Source organism: Amycolatopsis sp. WAC 01375 (assembly GCF_003947325.1).
Taxonomy (GTDB): domain Bacteria; phylum Actinomycetota; class Actinomycetes; order Mycobacteriales; family Pseudonocardiaceae; genus Amycolatopsis.
Map to the genome: position 1 here is coordinate 138281 of NZ_QHHW01000040.1, position 18624 is coordinate 156904.

17 protein-coding genes are annotated in these 18624 nt (G+C 68.6%); 11 read left to right on the top strand and 6 right to left on the bottom strand.

What is annotated here, in order from left to right; translation table 11 throughout:
• The first annotated feature begins 61 nt into the window (after positions 1–61).
• The gene (locus tag DL991_RS29035; RefSeq protein WP_125787522.1) at positions 62–1450 is read left to right on the top strand and encodes an amino acid permease; all 1389 of its coding nucleotides are present in this window, start codon (positions 62–64) and stop codon (positions 1448–1450) included.
• Positions 1451–1516: 66 nt separating this feature from the next.
• Here the strand turns inward: DL991_RS29035 and DL991_RS29040 are convergent, their stop codons facing one another.
• A complete protein-coding gene (locus DL991_RS29040) occupies positions 1517–3001 on the bottom strand; it encodes a CoA-acylating methylmalonate-semialdehyde dehydrogenase (RefSeq protein WP_125787523.1) in 1485 nt (494 codons plus the stop codon).
• Positions 3002–3021: 20 nt separating this feature from the next.
• Positions 3022–3891: an aldolase gene (locus DL991_RS29045; protein ID WP_125787524.1), complete on the bottom strand. Its 870-nt coding sequence runs from the start codon at positions 3889–3891 to the stop codon at positions 3022–3024.
• Positions 3892–4000: 109 nt separating this feature from the next.
• Here DL991_RS29045 and DL991_RS29050 point away from each other — a divergent pair, with 109 nt between their 5' ends.
• Positions 4001–4750, top strand: coding sequence for a GntR family transcriptional regulator (locus DL991_RS29050; protein WP_125787525.1), 750 nt, complete (start codon positions 4001–4003; stop codon positions 4748–4750).
• On the opposite strand, the gene DL991_RS29055 is transcribed toward DL991_RS29050, so the two are convergent.
• The 4 genes from DL991_RS29055 to DL991_RS29075 form a co-directional block, all read right to left on the bottom strand.
• Positions 4730–6187: an APC family permease gene (locus tag DL991_RS29055; RefSeq protein ID WP_125787526.1), complete on the bottom strand. Its 1458-nt coding sequence runs from the start codon at positions 6185–6187 to the stop codon at positions 4730–4732. The genes DL991_RS29050 and DL991_RS29055 overlap by 21 nt on opposite strands.
• A gap of 299 nt (positions 6188–6486) precedes the next feature.
• The gene (locus tag DL991_RS29065) at positions 6487–6948 is read right to left on the bottom strand and encodes a MoaF C-terminal domain-containing protein (protein ID WP_125787528.1); all 462 of its coding nucleotides are present in this window, start codon (positions 6946–6948) and stop codon (positions 6487–6489) included.
• A gap of 99 nt (positions 6949–7047) precedes the next feature.
• A complete protein-coding gene (locus DL991_RS29070) occupies positions 7048–7521 on the bottom strand; it encodes a carboxymuconolactone decarboxylase family protein (RefSeq protein ID WP_125787529.1) in 474 nt (157 codons plus the stop codon).
• Positions 7522–7599: 78 nt separating this feature from the next.
• On the bottom strand, positions 7600–8448 hold the full coding sequence (locus DL991_RS29075; RefSeq protein WP_125787530.1) for a cobalamin-binding protein: 849 nt from the start codon (positions 8446–8448) through the stop codon (positions 7600–7602).
• A gap of 141 nt (positions 8449–8589) precedes the next feature.
• On the opposite strand from DL991_RS29075, the gene DL991_RS29080 reads away from it, so the two are divergent.
• From DL991_RS29080 to DL991_RS29120, 9 genes are all read left to right on the top strand, one after another.
• Positions 8590–9471, top strand: coding sequence for an SIS domain-containing protein (locus tag DL991_RS29080; RefSeq protein ID WP_125787531.1), 882 nt, complete (start codon positions 8590–8592; stop codon positions 9469–9471).
• Positions 9472–9478: 7 nt separating this feature from the next.
• Positions 9479–10369 (top strand): 1-phosphofructokinase family hexose kinase, encoded by an 891-nt coding sequence (locus DL991_RS29085; RefSeq protein ID WP_125787532.1) that lies wholly within the window; start codon positions 9479–9481, stop codon positions 10367–10369.
• Between the two features lie 8 nt (positions 10370–10377).
• Positions 10378–11259: a class II fructose-bisphosphate aldolase gene (locus tag DL991_RS29090; protein ID WP_125787533.1), complete on the top strand. Its 882-nt coding sequence runs from the start codon at positions 10378–10380 to the stop codon at positions 11257–11259.
• A gap of 81 nt (positions 11260–11340) precedes the next feature.
• A complete protein-coding gene (locus DL991_RS29095) occupies positions 11341–12732 on the top strand; it encodes an ABC transporter substrate-binding protein (RefSeq protein WP_125787534.1) in 1392 nt (463 codons plus the stop codon).
• Positions 12732–13679, top strand: coding sequence for a carbohydrate ABC transporter permease (locus DL991_RS29100; protein WP_125787535.1), 948 nt, complete (start codon positions 12732–12734; stop codon positions 13677–13679). Before DL991_RS29095 ends, DL991_RS29100 begins: the two co-directional genes overlap by 1 nt.
• 10 nt (positions 13680–13689) lie before the next feature.
• A complete protein-coding gene (locus DL991_RS29105) occupies positions 13690–14619 on the top strand; it encodes a carbohydrate ABC transporter permease (protein ID WP_125787536.1) in 930 nt (309 codons plus the stop codon).
• Positions 14620–14625: 6 nt separating this feature from the next.
• Positions 14626–15693: an ABC transporter ATP-binding protein gene (locus DL991_RS29110; RefSeq protein WP_125787537.1), complete on the top strand. Its 1068-nt coding sequence runs from the start codon at positions 14626–14628 to the stop codon at positions 15691–15693.
• Positions 15690–17546 carry a DUF5107 domain-containing protein gene (locus DL991_RS29115; RefSeq protein ID WP_125787538.1) on the top strand — a complete coding sequence of 619 codons (1857 nt, stop codon included), beginning with the start codon at positions 15690–15692 and terminating at the stop codon, positions 17544–17546. The genes DL991_RS29110 and DL991_RS29115 overlap by 4 nt, the downstream gene beginning before the upstream one ends.
• Before the next feature lie 126 nt (positions 17547–17672).
• Entirely contained in the window at positions 17673–18458 is a 786-nt protein-coding gene (locus tag DL991_RS29120; protein WP_125787539.1) for a DeoR/GlpR family DNA-binding transcription regulator, read from the top strand.
• Positions 18459–18624 lie beyond the last annotated feature (166 nt).

Below are 18624 nucleotides of genomic sequence, written 5' to 3' on the forward strand. Positions count from 1 at the left end.
CCTTAAGTCTTCCTTAGCACTGTTGGGTGACGTGCCGCACACGCTCTAGCGTCTGGCAACCATGGATTCCTCGCTGCTCACCGAAAAAGGTGAAAGCTACTCAAAAGCACTGGGCAACCGCCAAGTGCAGATGATCGCCATCGGCGGCGCGATCGGCGTCGGGCTGTTCCTCGGTGCCGGCGGCAAGCTCCACCAGGTCGGGCCTTCGCTGGTCCTGTCGTACGCGCTCTGCGGTATCGCCGCCTACTTCGTGATGCGCGCCCTCGGTGAGCTCGTGCTGCACGAGCCGACCTCCGGCAGTTTCGTCACCTACGCCCGCAAGTTCATCGGGCCGTGGGCGGGTTTCGCCTCCGGCTGGATGTACTGGGTGAACTGGGCGATGACCGGCATCGCGGAGATCACCGCGGTGGCGATCTACGTGCACAAGTGGCTGCCCGACGTGCCGCAGTGGATCACCGCGCTGGTCGCGCTCGGCGTGCTGATCCTGGTGAACCTGCTCTCGGTGAAACTGTTCGGCGAGCTGGAATTCTGGTTCTCGGTGGTCAAGGTGCTGGCCATCGTGGTCTTCCTGGTCACCGCGACCGGGCTGGTGCTCACCAGCGCGGACATCGGCGGCACCACGGCAGGCGTGCACAACCTGACCGCCCACAACGGTTTCTTCCCGGCGGGCATCGGCATCGCGCTGATGACGCTGCAGGCGGTCATCTTCGCGTACTCGGCGATCGAGGTCGTCGGCATCGCCGCCGGTGAGACCAAGGACGCCCGCAAGGTGCTGCCGAAGGCGATCAACGGGGTGGTCTGGCGGATCGGCGTGTTCTACGTGGGATCCGTGCTGATGCTGGCGATGCTGCTGCCGTGGCCGTTCTACAACGGCGGCGAGAGCCCGTTCGTCACCGTGTTCAGCAGGCTCGGGATCCCGGGGATCGGCGACGTGATGAACGCGGTCGTGCTCACCGCGGCGCTGTCGAGCTGCAACTCCGGGCTCTATTCGACCGGCCGTATCCTGCGGGCGCTCGCGGACAAGGGCGAGGCGCCGAAGTTCGTCGGCAGGATGAGCGGCCGTCACGTGCCCTATGGCGGGATCCTGTTCACGTCAGGCGCCTACGTGCTCGGCGTGGTGCTCAACTACCTGGTGCCGAAGGACGCCTTCGACATCGCGATCGCGATCGCCTCGCTCGGCGTGATCACCACCTGGGCGACGTTGATCTTCTGCCAGATGCGGATGCGCCAGGCGGCGCTGCGCGGGGAGCTGGAACGGCCGTCCTACCGGATGCCGTGGGCGCCCTACAGCGGCTGGGCGACGCTCGGTTTCCTCGCGCTGGTGGTCGTCCTGATGGGCTTCTCCGACGGTGCCGAGAAGATCGCGTTCTATTCGATCCCGGTGCTGGTCGTGGTGCTCGCGGTCGGCTGGCGGATCGTCGGGAAGCGGCAGCGGCAAGAGGTGGGCTGACCCCACTCGCAATTGGTCACCTACTTGCGCTCACTCACACCGCAAGTAGGTGACCAATTGCGTGGGTCAGCTGGACGTCGGGAAGTTGAAGCCCGCTGCGGAGTGCGGCCATCGCGTCGTGACGACCTTCGCCCGGGTGTAGAACCGGACGCCCGCCGGGCCGTGGATCGGGCTGTCGCCGATGAGGGAGTCCTTCCAGCCACCGAAGGAGTAGTACGACATCGGCACCGGGATGGGCACGTTCACCCCGATCATCCCCACCTTCACCTCCCGCTGGAAGCGCCGCGCCGCCTCGCCGCTGCCGGTGAAGACGGCGGTCCCGTTGCCGTAAGGGTTGGCGTTGATCAGCTCGATCGCTTCGTCCAGAGTGGACACCCGCACGATCCCGAGCACCGGCCCGAAGATTTCGTCGCGATACGCGGACATCCCGGTGGTCACCTTGTCCAAAAGGGACGGTCCGACGAAGAAACCGGTCTCGTGCCCCGCGACGCTCAGCTCCCGGCCGTCGACCACCACGGTCGCGCCCTGCTCCGCCCCGAGGGCGACGGAGTCGATCACCCGCCGCCGCGCGGCCTCGGTGACCACCGGGCCCATGTCGTTGCCGGCTTCGTACCCGGGGCCGACCTTGATCTCGGCCGCCTTGCGTTCGAGGATCTCGACCAGCCGGTCACCCGCCGAACCGACGGCGACGCCGATGGAGATCGCCATGCAGCGCTGCCCGGCCGAACCGAACGCGGCGGCCGTGAGATGGTTCGCGGCGTACTCGAGATCGGCGTCGGGCAGGACGACGGCGTGGTTCTTGGCCCCGCCCAGCGCCTGCACGCGTTTGCCGGTGGCCGTCGCGCGTTCGTGGACGTACTTGGCGATGGGCGTCGAGCCGACGAACGACACGGCTGCGATACCGGGATGCTCCAGGATCGCGTCGACCGCGACCTTGTCCCCGTTGACCACGTTGAACACGCCGTCCGGAAGGCCGGCCTCGGCGTACAGTTCGGCGACCAGCCGGGACGCGGACGGGACCCGCTCGCTGGGTTTGAGCACGAACGTATTGCCGACCGCGATGGCGATCGGATGCATCCACAGCGGGACCATGATCGGGAAGTTGAACGGCGTGATCCCGGCGACCACTCCGAGCGGCTGCCGGAAGTCGTGCACGTCCACGTCGCGCGAGACCTGGTCGGAGAAGCCGCCTTTCAGCGCGTCGGCGATCCCGCAGGCGTACTCGACGATCTCGCGGCCGCGGACGATCTCGCCGCGCGCGTCGTCGATCACCTTGCCGTGTTCGGAGGAGATGATCCTGGCGAGTTCGTCCTCGTGCTTCACCAGCAACTCGCGGAAGGCGAACATCACCTTGGTCCGCTGCGAGAGCGACGAATCGCCCCACGTCTCGAAGGCCTTGCCCGCGGCGGACACCGCGGTGTCCACATCGGACGGTTCCGCGAGGAGCACCTGCGCCCGCGGGCGCCCCGCGGCCGGGTCGAACACCGGCGCGGTGCGGGTGGAGCCCGCCGTGGTCGCGGTGCCGTTGATCCAGTGGTCGATGGTCTTCACGCGTTGTCCTCCACAGGTGTTCACAGCAGTCCGACGGCCGTGTCGACGGCCTTGGCGACGTCGCCGTCGTGCGGGTAGAGCAGGGAGCGGCCGACCACGAGGCCTTGCACGGTCGGCAGTGCGAGCGCCCGTTGCCAGGCGGCGAACGCGGCGTCGGGATCCTTGACCTCGCCGCCCAGCAGTACGGCGGGCAGCGTCGAGGCGGCCAGCACGCGCTCCATGTCTTCGACCACCGGGAGTTTCAGCCAGGTGTACGCCGACGAGCGGCCGAGCGCGGAGGCGATGGTGATCGACCGGATCACGGCATCGGGGGAGAGGTCGTTGCGCAGACGTCCGTCGGCCCACTCGGAGAGGAACGGCTCGACCATTGCGATCAGCTTCCGGTCGGCGAGGTCGTTGACCGCCTTCGCGGTGTTCTCGAGCGCGCTCGGCGTCGCCGGGTCGCCCAGGCAGATCCTGGTGAGCGTCTTGCCGCCGTCGAACCGCATCCGCTCGATCGTTTCGGCGTCGTAGCAGGCGAACCGGTCGTCGATCTCGAAACTCGATCCCGCGAGGCCGGTGCGGTTCATCGACCCGATGACGGTCTTGCCGTCGAGGGCGCCGAGGAGCAGCAGATCGTCGATGATGTCCGGGGTCGCCAGCACGCCGGTGACCCCGGGGCGTTCCAGCGCCAGGCCGAGGCGGTCGAGCAGCTCGCCGCGGTCGGCCATCGCGAGCGGATCGGCGCCGACACCGTTCGCGCCGCGCGCCGGATGGTCCGCGGCGATGATCATCGTCCGGCCCTTGTCGTTGAACGGCGATTTCGCCCGGATCCGGGTGGCCGCGGCCACCGCGACGGCCCCCGGATCGCGTACCCGCGCGGCGACTATCCGGCGCACTGTGTCCGACACTTTCGTTCCTCCAGGCTCGCGTGGTGCTTCGACCTTCGCAAGCGCTCGGAGACTTTGTCAAGACATATGGACATAAGGTCATAGTCGCTCGTCGCGGTAGGCTCCGCGCATGAAACCCTGGGCACCCGGTGAGATCGTGGTGGATCCGAACGGCCCGGAGCCGCTGTACTCGCAGGTCGCCAGGCAGCTCGGCGCCGCGATCGAAGACGGCAGGCTGCCGAACGGCGCCCGGCTGGACAACGAGCTGGACCTGGCCGCGCGGCTGCACCTGTCGCGGCCGACCATCCGCCAGGCGATCCAGTCGCTGGTCAACCAGGGGCTGCTCGTCCGCAAACGCGGGGTCGGCACCCAGGTCGTCCGCACCAAGGTCGCCCGCCCGCTGCGGTTGAGCAGCCTCTTCGACGATCTCAGCGAACTCGGGGACAGGCCGGAGTCGGTCGTCCTCGTCAACCGGGTGGAGCCCGCGGACGACGAGGCGGTCGAGCATCTCGAGACACCGGGCCTGACCCACGTCCGGCGGCTGAAGCGGGTGCGCTCGACCGGCGGCGAACCGCTGGCGATCATGAACAACTACCTGCCCGACGGCCTCATCGACCCGGCCGACGACGAACTGCGGGACAAGGGGCTCTATCAGTTACTGCGCTCGGCGGGTGTCCGATTGCACGCCGCGCAGCAGAACGTCGGCGCGCGGCAGGCGACTGAAGAGGACGCCGAACTGCTCGACGAGGAGCCGGGCGCGGCGCTGCTCACCATGCGACGCACCACCTACGACGACTCCGGCAAGGTCGTGGAATACGGCTGGCACGTCTACCGTGCCTCGCGCTACTCGTTCAACCTCTCACTGACCAACAGTCTCTGATGGCTTCGGCGCGGCGTCGCGTTCCAGATCGGTCTCCAACGCCGCGTACACCGAGGGCCGGAACTTGCGCAGCCAGCCGGCGAGTGCCAGCCCGGCCAGCGCGACCACCAGGAGCAGCCACGGCAGATGCGGGACGACGCCGTTGCTCGACCCGGCGAGCGTCGGGAAGTTGAGGATCGCCAGCGTCACGATGATCCCGAGCCCCACCGCGCCCAGCCCGGGGGCGATCAGCGTCTTCATCACCCGGCGATCCCGCGTCCGGCGGAAATAGACCAGGATCGCGACCGCCGCGAACAGTTGCAGGGTGAGAATGCCCAGCGTGCCGAAGCCGGTCATGCTCGCGGTGAGGTCGGCGACCGGGTCGAGCCCGGCGAGCCGGAACGCCAGTGCCACCACCGAGCCGAAGACCAGCTGGACGATCGAGGCGTAGCGCGGTGCTCCGTTGCGCGGACTGGTCTTGCCCAGCAGTCGCGGCAGCACGCCGACCCGGCCCAGCGCGTACAGATACCGGGTCGCCGAATTGTGCAGCGCCAGCAACGCCGCGAACAGGCTGACCACCAGAAGCAGCAACATCACCTTGGTCAGCGGGCCGCCGAGATACTCCTGTGCGACCGAGAGCACGAGATCCCCGCTCGAAAGATGTGCGACGGCCACGTCCTGCGCCTGTTCGGCGCCGATCGCGCTGACCACGGCCCAGGTCGTGAACGCGGCGAACACCCCGATGAACCCGATGGCGATGTAGGTCGCCCGCGGGATCGTCCGCTTGGGATCCTTGGCCTCCTCGCCGAACAGTGCCGTCGCCTCGAAACCGATGAAAGCGTTGGCGGCGAACAACAACGCCAGCCCGCCGGCACCCTGGAACAGCACGGAGGGGCTGAAGGCGGCGAACGAGAAGCCGTGCCGGAACAGCACGCTGAAGTCCATGACCAGCAGGATCGACACCTCGAGGATCAGCGAGACTCCCAGCACCTTCGCGCTCACCGCGATTCCCCGGCGGCTGAGCAGAAGGACCAGCACCACCGAAACCGCGCTCCAGAAGAGCCAATCGAGGTGGAGCCCGAAGACGTCGCCGATCGCCGTGGAGGTGAAGAACCCGCTCGTGCCGATGGCGCCCGCGACGAAACAGTTGTAGCCCAGCATCGCGACGAAACCGGCGACGAGCCCCGGCGTCCTGCCCAGTCCCTTGACCACGAAGGCGTAGAAGCCGCCCGCGCTGGTGAGCACCCGCGACATCTGCGCGTAGCCGACCGCGAACAGCAACAGGACGACCGTGGCCAGCAGGAAGGCCGCGACCATCCCGCCGCCGTTCCCGACCGCGATCCCGATGGCCGCGATCACGATCATCCCGGTCAACGGCGCGACCGCGGCGAGCACGAGGAAGACGATGCCTGGCACGCCCAAGACGTTCTTCGCGAGCGACGTGTCGTCCCGGCTCATTCGCTGCTCCTCATCTCCGCTGGACGGCCAGTATGGGAGCGGCTGCCCCGCGACCTTTGTCTCTGTGCGCGTATCGCTTGCCCATCAGCGCTGGGTGATGGCGGGAGGTGCGGAGTCCGCGAGGATTGACCGGAATCGACACGCCACGTTTGCCCCGCTTGGAGATCAGCGACGCCGGCCCCGCAGGCTTGGCGGCGAGTGACGGGAGGACCAGCAGGACCGCGCCGACGTACAGCGCGACGCCGTGCGGCACCGTCAGATGCCCGCTCTTCGATCGGGACGGATGCTCGCGCTCCGGGTCAACTTCCGGCGGAGGACTTTGTCGCGGGAAAGGACGGCCACCCGTGCGGCCGCTCCAGAATCTCGATGGTCGCCTGGTCGACCAGGAAATACTGCCCGCCGTCCTCGCGCGGATTCGTATATGCCGCCGTCGCGACCAGACGGTCGAAGTCGGCCATCACCGCAATGGGGTAACCGCCGTCGAAGATCTCGCCGTGCGCGGCCGTCGCGACGGTCCCGGTTTCGTACCAGGTGACGAAGTACTGCGCCGGTCCGGTTTCGAAGACACGCAGCGTCGCCTCTTTCTGCCGGACACCGGCGAAGTCGCCGGACACACCCGTCCAGATCATCGTCGTCCGGTCCGCGTAGTGCTGCTCCAGCACGTTCCCGGAGCCGTAGTGGAAGTTCGCGCGGAGTCCGACGAGGTCGGTGCTGAGCGGATGAGTCCCGGTCACCGGGAAGAAACGGACGTCGAGTCGCACGGGCTGAACCTCCGGATCGCTTGTTTCCGCAGGTTTATCAGCCCGTGGCGGCTCGATCGTTGTCCGGCGAAGCGATCCTGTTGTCGCTGGACGCGAGGATCAGTCGAACATGCCGGGCTGGTAGTCGCCCGCCGGCGTCCTGGCGATGACGTTGAGCCGGTTGTACGCGTTGATCGTGGCGATCAGCGCGATCAGGGCGCCGATCTGCTCGTCGTCGTAGTGCTTGCGTACCTGCGCCCAGGTTTCGTCGCTGACACCGTGGTGCGCGTCGGCGATGCGGGTGCCCTCCTCGGTGAGCGCCAGCGCCGCGCGCTCGGGCTCGGTGAACACGTTCGCCTCCCGCCAGGCGGCGACCAGGTTGAGCCGCACCGAGGTCTCGCCCGCGTGCGAGGCGTCCTTGCTGTGCATGTCGGTGCAGAAGCCGCAGCCGTTGATCTGGCTGGCGCGCAGCTTCACCAGTTCCTGGGTCGCGTGCGGCAGCGAGGACTCTTCGATCGGCCGGTTCGCGGCGCCGAGACGCTTGGCGTACTTGAGGATGACCTCGTTCTCGAACAGGTTGACGCGCGGTTCCATGATCTTTCCTCTCCGTCGGTTCCTGCACACATGACGAGTGGGCCGGAGAGGTTGTGACAGCTTCGGACGTGACGCCGGTCACGGGTGGAGGAGGTCGGCGAGGATCTCCGCGCCGTCGACGACACGGGGTCCGGGACGGTTGAAGTAGGCCGGCCCGTCCAAGATGTGCACGGCCGGAATGTCGTCCCAACCCGGTAAGCCGCTCAGTAGATGCAGTTCCGCTTCGGTCCGTTCGGGCGGGAAACCGCAGGGGATGAGCAACAGCACGTCGGGCCGTGCCTCGACGACGGTGTCCCACGTGATCGGACGGGTGTGTTCGCCCGCGACGGCGAGCAACGGGACGCCACCGGCGGTTTCGATCTGCTCCGGGACCCAGTGCCCGGCGGGCCAGAGCGGGTCGAACCATTCGATGGCGGCCACCCGCGGGCGCGGCCGTCCGGCGACCCGGGCGCGGACCGCGTCCACTCGTTCCCGGAGGAGACGGGCCTCGGCCGCCGCGCGCTCCGGGACGCCCAGCACCTCGCCGAGCGTGGCCAAGCAGGTGAAGACGCCGTCGAGCGTTCGCGGTTCGAGGCTGACCACCCGGGTGTCGCCGTCCAGCGTGCGTACGGTCTCCGAGACCTGCCGGTAGGAGACCGCGCAGACGTCACAGAGGTCCTGCGTGAGCACGACGTCGGGTTCGGCCGCCGCGAGCAGGCCGGCGTCGAGGGAGTACAGGCCCGAACCGCGATGCTCGCCGCCGACGGCCGCCGAAATCTCCCGGCTCGACAGCACGTCGTGGTCGATCGCGCCGCTCGTGACCACCGGGACGTCGTCCAGCGCGCCGGGGGGCCAGTCGCATTCGTGGGTCCGGCCTGCCAGCGACGGCAGGAGCCCGAGGGTCGCGACGAAGTCGGTCGCGGCGGGGAGCAGCGAGACGATTCGCATCCGTCCACGGTAGGCGACCGGCCCATCATGCACATCTGCGCGAGTCAAATGCGTGAAAGTGCGCTAACAGAGCATTGACGTTGCACAAAACTGCACCTAACGTGACAGCTATTGCGCACAACTGGCACGGATGGGGAGTTCATGAGCGGGACCTTCATGGCGGCGGAAATCGCGAGCCAGCCCGGCTGCTGGCGGGAAGCGGCGGCCCTGGCCTCGGCGAACAGTGATCTGCTGCCGCCGCCGGGCGCGCGGGTGGCGATCGTCGGCTGTGGCACGTCGTGGTTCATCGGCCAGGCGTACGCCGTCCTTCGCGAGTCCGCGGGGCTCGGCGAGACCGACGCCTTCGCCGCCTCCGAGTTCCCGGCGGGCCGTGGTTACGACCACGTCGTGGCGCTGACCCGGTCGGGTACGACGACCGAGGTCCACGCCCTGCTGGCGAAACTGCGGGGCAGGACGCCGACCATCGCGATCACCGGCGTGCCCCGCGAGATCGACGCCGCCGCGGACACGATCATCGACCTGTCCGTCGTGGACGAACGCTCGGTCGTGCAGACCCGGTTCGCCACGACGGCGCTGGCGATGCTGCGCGCGCACCTCGGCGAAGACCTGACCGCGGTCGCCGACCAGGCCGAACGCGTGCTCGCCGAACCGCTGCCCGACGAACTGGTCGCCGCGGAGCAGTTCAGCTTCCTCGGCACCGGCTGGTCGGTGGGCATCGCGAACGAAGCCGCGCTCAAGTTCCGCGAGGCGTGTCTGCTGTGGACGGAGTCGTATCCGGCGTGGGACTACCGGCACGGGCCGATCAGCATCAGCGAACCCGGCCGCGTGACGTGGATGTTCGGGCAGGCGCCGGAGGGGCTGGCCGACGACGTCGCCGGCGCGGGCGGCCTGTTCGTCGAGAGCGGCCTGGATCCGCTCGCCGACCTCGTCCGCGCCCAGCGCGTCGCCGGGGCCATCGCCGCCCGCAAGGGACTCGACCCGGACAACCCCCGCAGCCTCACCCGTTCCGTCGTGCTGACCTGAGGCCGCCGTGATCGTCACCGTCACGCCGAACGCCGCGCTGGACGTCACGTACACAGTGGACGGTCTGCGACCGGGCGCGGTGCACAGGGTGCGGGAAGTGCGGCACCGGGCAGGTGGCAAGGGTGTCAACGTCGCCCGCGTGCTGCACGCACTCGGTGCCGACGTCCGCGCGATCTTCACGGCAGGCGGCGCGACGGGAACCGCCGTCGTCCGCGACCTCGCGGCGGCGGGCATTCCGGCCGCCGCGGTACCGATCGGCGGGGAGACCCGGCGCACCACCACGGTCCTGGCGGACGACGGCTCGGTCACGTTGCTGAACGAGCCAGGGCCGCGGCTCACCGAAGACGAGTGGCAAGCGCTTGCGGCGGCCGTACGAGCCCGGAAACCGGACGTGCTCGTCTGCTCGGGCAGCCTGCCGCCGGGCGCCGGGGGATACGCCGGACTCCTCGGCCGGGCACCATCCATCTTGGACACTTCCGGCGAGGCGCTGCTCGCCGGACTGGCCGGGCGGCCGTCCGTGGTCAAACCGAACGCCGACGAACTGCGCGAGGTCACCGGCCTGCGGGATCCGGTGGCCGCCGCGACCGAACTACGCAAGGCGGGGGCGGGCGCCGTCGTCGTCTCGCTGGGCCCGGAGGGGCTGCTTGCGGTGACCGGATCCGGCACCTGGCACGCGGCACCGTCCACTGTGCTCAGTGGCAATACCACCGGCGCCGGTGACGCCGTCGTCGCGGCGCTGGCATTGGGATTGAGCCGCACCGAACCGTGGCCGGACATCCTGCGCCGCGCCGTCGCGTTGTCCGGGGCGGCCGTGCTTGGCCCGCTTGCCGGGGACGTCGACCTCGCGCACTACGAAGCCGAACAGGGGCTGGTCGCCGTGCGCGCCCGCCCGGATTAGGAGACGTCATGCCTCTGGTGGGAACCGGGGAGATCGTCGGTGCCGCCGCGGCGGCCCGGCACGGCTGCGGCGCGTTCAACGCGATCCAGCTCGAACACATCACCGCGATCGTCGACGGCGCGGCCGCGGCGGAAGCGCCGGTGATTCTGCAACTGAGCCAGAACGCCGTGAAGTACCACGGTTCACTGGCGCCGGTGGGCACGGCGGCGCTGGCCGCGGCGAGAGGCGCCGTCACTCCGGTCGCGGTGCATCTCGACCACGCCGAATCGGCCGATCTCGTCCGTGAGGCGGTCTCGCTCGGCTTCGGCTCCGTCATGTTCGACGCGTCCAAACTGGACTACACCGACAATGTGCGCGCGACCAGGGAAGTCGCCGCATACTGCCACGACCACGGGGTCTGGGTCGAGGCCGAACTCGGCGAGGTCGGGGGCAAGGACGGCGTCCACGCGCCCGGTGCGCGCACCGATCCGGACGAGGCGGCGGAGTTCGCCGCGTCCACCGGTATCGATGCGCTGGCGGTGGCGGTGGGCAGCTCGCACGCCATGCTCACCCGTGACGCCGCCTTGGACTTCGAGCTGATCACGCGCCTGCGGGAGCGGGTGCCGGTGCCATTGGTGCTGCACGGTTCGTCGGGTGTGCCGGACGAGGGACTGGCCGAGGCCGTGCGGGCCGGGATGACGAAGATCAATATCGCCACCCAGCTCAACAAGGTGTTCACCGCCGCGGCCGCGGAAGACTGGCGCGCGCATCCGGAGCGCGTCGACCCGCGGAAGTACCTCGGTGCGGGAAGGGCGGCGGTCGCCGCCGAGGTGCGGCGGCTGCTGGGAGTGCTCAAGCTTGATCATGTTGAACCGGTCAAGGTGACGATTGAGCAGACTTTGCGCGATTGAGTGTTGACATGTGCGTGAAACCTCACAAAACTGCGCAACAACAAGCAGAACTTGTGTGATCTTCGATCCAGGTGGTGGCGGATGCGGGTAGGCAGGCTGACGGCATTGACGGCAGGGGCGGCGCTCCTGCTCGCGGGATGCGGCGGCGGGGACGTGGCCGGTGGCACCGGCGAGAACGCGCTCCCTGGCGTCGACCAGTTCCTCAACGCGCCCTGTCCGGAAGCGGGAGTGAAACCCGCGACGGACAAGGAATTCACGTACTGGTCCATGTGGACGGCCGACGAGCCCCAGGGCAAGGTCCTCCAGAAGGCCTTCAAATGCTTCCAGGAGAAGACCGGCGTCAAGGTCGACGTGCAGTGGCTGGGCCGCAAGGCCTACACCCAGAACCTGGTGCCCGCGTTGAACACCGACGCGGTGCCGGATCTGTTCGACCAGGACGTCAGCAAGGTCGGCGCGGCGGTCATGACGCCGGGCGGCACGCAGAGCGTCGACGACGTGTTCGCGATGAAGGTCGGCGAGGGCGACAAGACCGTCAAGGACGTGCTTTCGCCGAGCTCGTACGACTTCCCGCAGAACAAGGACCGCGAGGGCCGCAACTTCATGGTCCCGTACACGATCCAGTCGAGCGCCTGGTGGTTCAACAAGGACACCGCCGGCGACATCCAGCAGCCGAAGACGATGGACGAGCTGATCGCCCTGTTCGACAAGGCGAAGTCCGACGGCAAGGCCGCCATCAGCCTCGACGGCGACATCCCGTTCTACAACATGTACTACTACACCCAGCTCGCCGAGCGGTTCGTCGGCGCGGGCGGGCTGTACAAGGCGGCGACCGACAAGACCGGCCAGGCGTGGAAGACCGAGCCCGGTTTCCTCAAGGCCGCCACCGAAACCGCGAAGCTGCCCAAGTACTTCATCGACGGCTGGGACGCGGCGAAGTTCCCGCAGGTGCAGCAGCGCTGGGCCGATGGCGACTCCCGGTTCCTCTACGTCGGCAGCTGGGCGCCGAGCGAGACCCGTGAGTACCTGGACAAGCAGGGCGCCGGGACGAAGATCAATTACAGCTCCTTCCAGTTCCCGATGCCCGAAGGCGCCACGCACGACACCGTCGAGCAGATGTCGATCGGCTTCTCGGTGACCAAGAAGGCCAAGCACGCCGAGGCGGCCAAGGCGTTCATCGCCTATTTCCTCAACAAGGACCTGCTCGCCGGGATCCCGATCGTGGCCGACAACCTCGTGCCGCGTGCCGACCTCGCCGTGCCGGACGACCTCAAGCAGGTCAAGGCCGCGCTGGACGACCCGAAGAAGGAACACGTCCTGCAGTACGACGGGATCGACGGCATCGCCGGCGGCAAATGGCAGACCGACGTCTTCGACCCGGCCGACATCGCGCTGCTGAAGGGCCAGCTCACGCCGCAGCAGTTCGTGGACCAGCTCGCCGTCAAGAGCGCCGAGTTCTGGAAGAACCAGGGCTGATGGCGACGGTCACGACGCCGACGACGCCGGCGCGGGCGGTGAAGGCCGGGGCTCATCTGCGCCGCAAGAAACGGCTGTTCTGGCCGTTCGCCGCGCCGGCGCTGGTGCTGTACCTGGCCTTCCTGGTCCTGCCGACGCTCGCGACCGTGGTGCTGAGCTTCACCAGCTGGGCGGGCGCGGGCGACACCCCCGAACCCAACGGCGTCACCAACTACACGCAGATGTGGGCGAGCGACTCGTTCCAGTACGCCTTCCGCAACACGCTGATCTACGTGTTCCTCGGCGGGATCGGCACGTTCGCGCTGGCCTTCCTGTTCACCATGGTGCTGCGGGACATGAAGGGCGGCAAGATCGTCCGCGCCATCCTGTTCTTCCCGAACATCGTGGCGCCGGTGGCGCTCGGCATGTTCCTCGGCTTCGTGTTCAAGTACCAGCCGGGGAAACAGGGTCTGGCGAACTACGTGCTGGAAAGCCTCGGCGCGGACGCGGCGAAGTTCCTCGCACCGTCCAATGTGACCGGTGTCGTGACCGCTTCGCTGATCTGGGCCAGTTCGGGCTTCTACATCACCATCCTGATGGCCGCGGTCGACCGCATCCCGCCGTATCTCTACGAGGACGCCGAGCTGGGCGGCGCCTCGCCGTGGCAGAAGTTCAGGAACATCACGCTGCCGATGACCTGGGACGTCGTCGGCGTCGCCGGGGTGCTGTGGACGATCAACGCGCTCAAGATCTTCGAGCTGGTGTTCGTGCTGGCCGGTCCCGGCACCTACGCCCCGCCCAACGAGGCGTGGACGCTGGGGATCTACGTGTTCGACCGGACCTTCGGCTCGAACGGCACGCCGGACTTCGGTGCGGCCTGTGCCTGCGCGGTGGCGATGATCGCGCTGGTGTCCGTGCTCGTCGTCCTGCTCCGCCGTCTGATGCGCCGTGACGCGATCCAGTTCTGAGGGAGATCCCATGTCCGTCACCGACGTCGAGGCGCCCGCGCGGCGACCGGCGAAACCGGTGCGCAAGCCGCCACGCAAACCGCGTCCGGCACCCGGCTCCAAACGGTTCAGCCCGTTGCGGGTACTGGGCACCACGATCGTGTGGCTGTTCACCGCGGGCAACATCCTGGTGCTGTACTGGCTGCTCACGGCGTCGTTCAAGACACCGGTGGAGATCTTCACCAAGCCGTTCGACCTGCCGTACCAATGGTTCCGGAACGGCAAGCCGTTCCGGAACTTCATCTACGCCTGGAACAACGCCGGTTTCGGTGACGCGGTGCTGACCACCGTGGCCCTGGTCGGGCTGGCGACGGTCGTGACCGTCGTCGTCTCGGCGCCCTGCGCGTACGCACTGACCAGGCTCGGCGTCCGCGGCGCCGGTCCGATGACGAACGTCGTCGCGATCGGCATGGGCGTGCCGTTCCAGACCGTGATCATCCCGCTGTTCGTGGTGCTCAGCAAAGTGCACATGGACAACGAGTACGGCCTGTTCGTGCTGTACGTGGCCCTGTCCATCCCGTTCACGGTGTTCCTGATGACCGGTTTCTTCCGGTCGCTGCCGGACGAACTGGAGGAGGCGGCCGCGCTCGACGGCGCTTCGCCGACGCGCACGTTCTTCTCGGTGATGCTGCCGCTGACCCGCGGCGGCATGATCACCGCGTTGACGCTGAACGCCATCGGCCTGTGGAACGAGACGCTGCTGGCGATCGTGTTCCTCAAGGACCAGGCGCATTTCACCCTGTCCCGCGCGCTGTTCACCTTCTACGGGGCCGCGAGTTATCAGTCGGAGTACGGCGGCCTGATCGCCGGGGTGGCGATCGTCGTGCTCCCGATGCTCGTGCTCTACCTCGTACTCGCCCGCCGGATCATCACCGGCATGACCCTCGGCGCCGGAAAGTAGGACCTGATGGCCACCGTGACCTTCTCCGACACCACCCGGTTCTACGCCGGAGTGGAACGTCCCGCGGTCGACGGCCTCGACCTCGAGGTCGCCGACGGCGAGTTCCTGGTGCTGGTCGGCCCGTCCGGCTGCGGGAAGTCGACCACGCTGCGGATGCTCGCCGGGCTGGAAGGCGTCGACGACGGCTCCATCCACATCGGCGATCGCGACGTCACCGAACTGCCGCCGAAGGAACGGGACATCGCGATGGTGTTCCAGAACTACGCGCTCTACCCGCATATGACGGTGGGGGAGAACATCGGCTTCCACCTGAAGCTGGCGAAGATGGCGAAGGCCGAACGCGAACGCAAGGTGCGCGAGGCCGCCGCCGTGCTCGACCTGACCGAGTACCTCGACCGCAAACCCGCGAAGCTGTCCGGCGGCCAGCGGCAGCGCGTCGCGATGGGGCGCGCGATCGTGCGCGAGCCGAGTGTGTTCCTGATGGACGAACCACTGTCCAATCTGGACGCCAAACTCCGGGTGCAGACGCGGACGCAGATCGCTTCCCTGCAACGACGGCTGGGCATCACCACGCTCTACGTCACGCACGACCAGGTCGAGGCGATGACGATGGGGGACCGGGTCGCCGTGCTGAAGGACGGGATCCTGCAACAGTGCGACACGCCCGTCGGGCTGTTCGCGAAGCCGGTCAACGTCTTCGTCGCCGGGTTCATCGGCTCGCCGGCGATGAACCTGCTGGAGACCACTGTGGACAGTGGCGGCGCCGTCGCCGGTGGCACGCGGCTGCCGCTGACCCCGGCGCAGCGTTCGGCGCTGACCGGCCCCGGCATCGTCGTCGGTGTCCGGCCCGAGGGCTGGACGATCGGCGACGGCGGTTTCGAAGCCGTCGTCGAGGTCGTCGAGGAACTGGGCAGCGACCAGTACCTCTACTGCCGGGACGGCGACCGCGTGCTGACCGTTCGCACTCCGGGGATGGCCCCGTGGCAGCGTGGCGAGCCGATCTCCCTGACCCCGCGACCGGGTGCGGTGCACCTGTTCGACGCCGCGACGGGTGACAGGCTCCCGGACGCATGACCCGCCTGTACCGCACCGGTCTGCTGCTCCCGGCCGCCGAGCTGGGGCCGGAGAACCCGTTGCCGCCGCTCCGGAAACCCGAAGCGGTGGCCAAGGTGTCCAATGTGGACGAGCTGCCGCCGGACCTGGCGGAGAACATCGGCTACGGCCGCCTGGATACACCCTTGCCATGCCTGCTTCAGGACGGCTACACCCGGGAGCGCGCGGAACGCGAGCTTCCGGCGTTGGTGCTGGAGAACGACAAGCTGCGCGCCACGGTACTGCCGTCACTGGGCGGGCGGCTGTACTCGCTGGTGCACAAGCCGTCCGGACGCGAACTGCTCTACCGCAATCCGGTGTTCCAGCCCGCGAATCTCGCGCTGCGGGACGCGTGGTTCGCCGGCGGTGTCGAGTGGAACCTCGGGAGCACCGGGCATACGACGTCGACCTGCGAGCCGATGTTCGCCGCCGAGATCGAGGGCCCGGACGGCACGCCGGTGCTGCGGTTGTGGGAGTGGGAACGCACCCGCGACCTGCCGTATCAAATCGACTTCTGGCTGCCCGACGGGTCTGATCAGCTGCTCGTCGCCGTGCGGGTGCGGAACCCGCATCCCTACGACGTCCCGGTGTACTGGTGGTCGAACATCGCGGTGCCGCAGAACGAAGGCACCCGTGTGCTGGCGCCCGCGACCCAAGCTTGGCACTACGGCTATTCTGGGCGGCTCGATCTGGTCGACGTCCCCGGCGAGCTGACCTATCCGGCCCGCGCCGAAGCCGCGGCGGACTACTTCTTCGAGGTGACCGGAAGGCCGTGGGTAGCGGCCGTCGAGGCGGACGGGACGGGGCTGGCCCAGCTGTCCACCGGCCGGTTGCGCGGCCGGAAACTGTTCCTGTGGGGCGAGTCCACCGGTGGGCGTCGCTGGCAGGAGTGGCTTGCCCCAGGCGCCGGCGGCTACCTGGAGATCCAAGCCGGGCTGGCTCGCACCCAGCTGGAGCATCTGCGCTTGCCGCCGGGGGAGAGCTGGGACTGGCTGGAGGCCTATGGCCCGGTCACCGCGGATCCGGCGGCGGCGCACGGGGAGGACTGGGCGACGGCGCGCGAGGCCGTCGCCGCCGGCCTGCCGTCGGCGGAAGCCATGGACGAATACCACGACGACTGGCGGAAGATCGCCGACGTCACCCCGGAATCCTTCCTGGTCACCGGCTCCGGCTGGGGTGCGCTGGAGAACCGGCGCGCGCCGATGTGCCTGCCCGGCACGCCGTTCCCGGACGAATCGCTCGGGCCGGATCAGGAGCCGTGGCTCGCGCTGCTCGACGGGACGCCGCCGGACGGGGATCCGCTCGCCGTGCCCCCGCCGACGCTGGTGAACCGGTACTGGGCGGATCTCATGGAGTACGCCCCGAAGAACTGGCTGACCTGGTATCACCGCGGTGTCGCGCTCTGGGCGGCCGGACGGCATTCGGACGCGGTCCGCGCCTGGCGTGAATCGGTCTCGGCGGACGAGAACCCTTGGGCACTGCGGAATCTCGCGGTCGCCACGGCCGGGCACGAGGCCGCCTGGCTGTACCGCCGGGCAGTCGCTCTGGCACCGTCGGTGCGGCCATTGGTCGTCGAGGCGATCGGGGCGCAACTCGCTGCGGGGCTCCCGGAAGAGGCGAGCGCGCTGCTGGAGGGGCTTCCCCGGGAAGGGCGGATCGCCTTGCTGACCGCCCGCACCCTGCTCGCCCAGGGCGACGTCGCCGGGGCCAAGGCCGTGTACGGCACCGGTTTCGAAGTCGCGAACATCAGGGAAGGGGAAACGTCTTTATCGGACACTTGGGCGGCGGTTTCGAACGAACCGCTGCCGGAACACCTTGACTTCCGGATGAAGTGAGCGGCCGGGCCACTCGACCGGCGTGCCGCTCGCGACGGACAACCGCGATGCAGCATACTGCTCGAAACAGTGGCCAACAGCGCAACGTCATGCGCGATAGGCCGCAGCGAGCTAGGAGTGGCGCCGATGGCCCGGCACGAACGGCTGAGCACCCTGCTGGACCTGCTGGGGCAGCGGGAAAAGATCGACGTCGAGGACGTGGCCGAGGAGCTGAACGTCTCCGCGGCCACGATCCGGCGCGACCTCGATCATCTGGCGGAGCAGCAGTTGCTCACCCGCACCCGGGGCGGTGCGGTGGCCAACGACCTCGCCTACGACCTGCCGTTGCGCTACAAGACCGCGCGGCACGTGCCCGAGAAGCAGCGGATCAGCGTCGCCGCGGCGGCGCTCGTGGCGCAGGGCATGGTGGTCGGCCTCAACGGCGGGACGACCACGGCCGGGGTCGCGCGGTCGCTGGCCACGCGGTCCGATCTGGCCGGTCTCCGTGATTCGCCCGGGCTGACCGTGGTCACGAACGCGCTGAACATCGCGCACGAACTGGCGGTGCGGCCGCATGTGAAGATCGTGGTCACCGGCGGGGTCGCGCGTCCGCAGTCGTTCGAGCTCAGCGGTCCGCTGGCCACCCGGGTCCTCAGCGAACTGACGATCGACCTGCTTTTCCTCGGCGTCGACGCGTTCGACGCGGACGCCGGCGCCTTCGCGCACCACGAGGGCGAGGCGAGTATCAACCGGCTGATGGTCGAGCGGGCCGAACGCGTCGTCGCGGTCGCCGACGGTTCGAAGCTGGGCCGTCGCGCGTTCGCGCGGATCTGCGCGACCCCGGAGGTGCACGCGCTGGTCACCGATTCCAACGCCGATCCGAAGGTGCTGGCGGCGTTCGAGGCCGCGGGGGTCGAGGTCCAAGCCGTCTGACTCTTCCCGTCCAAGTACATGAAGGCCCCCTTCCTTGCGCCTAGGTGTATTGACCTGGGAGGTTGTGAACGGGGGCGACACGTGGGTCGATGATCTTGGAATAGGGGAGGGCCTCCGGGTTCGGTGTGGATTGCGACATCTGCACCGGCTACCTGGAGGCCCTCGT

Coding starts and splice junctions, on each gene's coding strand:
- DL991_RS29075 (WP_125787530.1), bottom strand. CDS start 8,448: ATGCGAATCGTCTCGCTGCTCCCCGCCGCGACCGACTTCGTCGCGACC.
- DL991_RS29090 (WP_125787533.1), top strand. CDS start 10,378: ATGCCTCTGGTGGGAACCGGGGAGATCGTCGGTGCCGCCGCGGCGGCC.
- DL991_RS29105 (WP_125787536.1), top strand. CDS start 13,690: ATGTCCGTCACCGACGTCGAGGCGCCCGCGCGGCGACCGGCGAAACCG.
- DL991_RS29115 (WP_125787538.1), top strand. CDS start 15,690: ATGACCCGCCTGTACCGCACCGGTCTGCTGCTCCCGGCCGCCGAGCTG.
- DL991_RS29110 (WP_125787537.1), top strand. CDS start 14,626: ATGGCCACCGTGACCTTCTCCGACACCACCCGGTTCTACGCCGGAGTG.
- DL991_RS29080 (WP_125787531.1), top strand. CDS start 8,590: ATGAGCGGGACCTTCATGGCGGCGGAAATCGCGAGCCAGCCCGGCTGC.
- DL991_RS29070 (WP_125787529.1), bottom strand. CDS start 7,521: ATGGAACCGCGCGTCAACCTGTTCGAGAACGAGGTCATCCTCAAGTAC.
- DL991_RS29120 (WP_125787539.1), top strand. CDS start 17,673: ATGGCCCGGCACGAACGGCTGAGCACCCTGCTGGACCTGCTGGGGCAG.
- DL991_RS29055 (WP_125787526.1), bottom strand. CDS start 6,187: ATGAGCCGGGACGACACGTCGCTCGCGAAGAACGTCTTGGGCGTGCCA.
- DL991_RS29050 (WP_125787525.1), top strand. CDS start 4,001: ATGAAACCCTGGGCACCCGGTGAGATCGTGGTGGATCCGAACGGCCCG.
- DL991_RS29035 (WP_125787522.1), top strand. CDS start 62: ATGGATTCCTCGCTGCTCACCGAAAAAGGTGAAAGCTACTCAAAAGCA.
- DL991_RS29095 (WP_125787534.1), top strand. CDS start 11,341: ATGCGGGTAGGCAGGCTGACGGCATTGACGGCAGGGGCGGCGCTCCTG.
- DL991_RS29100 (WP_125787535.1), top strand. CDS start 12,732: ATGGCGACGGTCACGACGCCGACGACGCCGGCGCGGGCGGTGAAGGCC.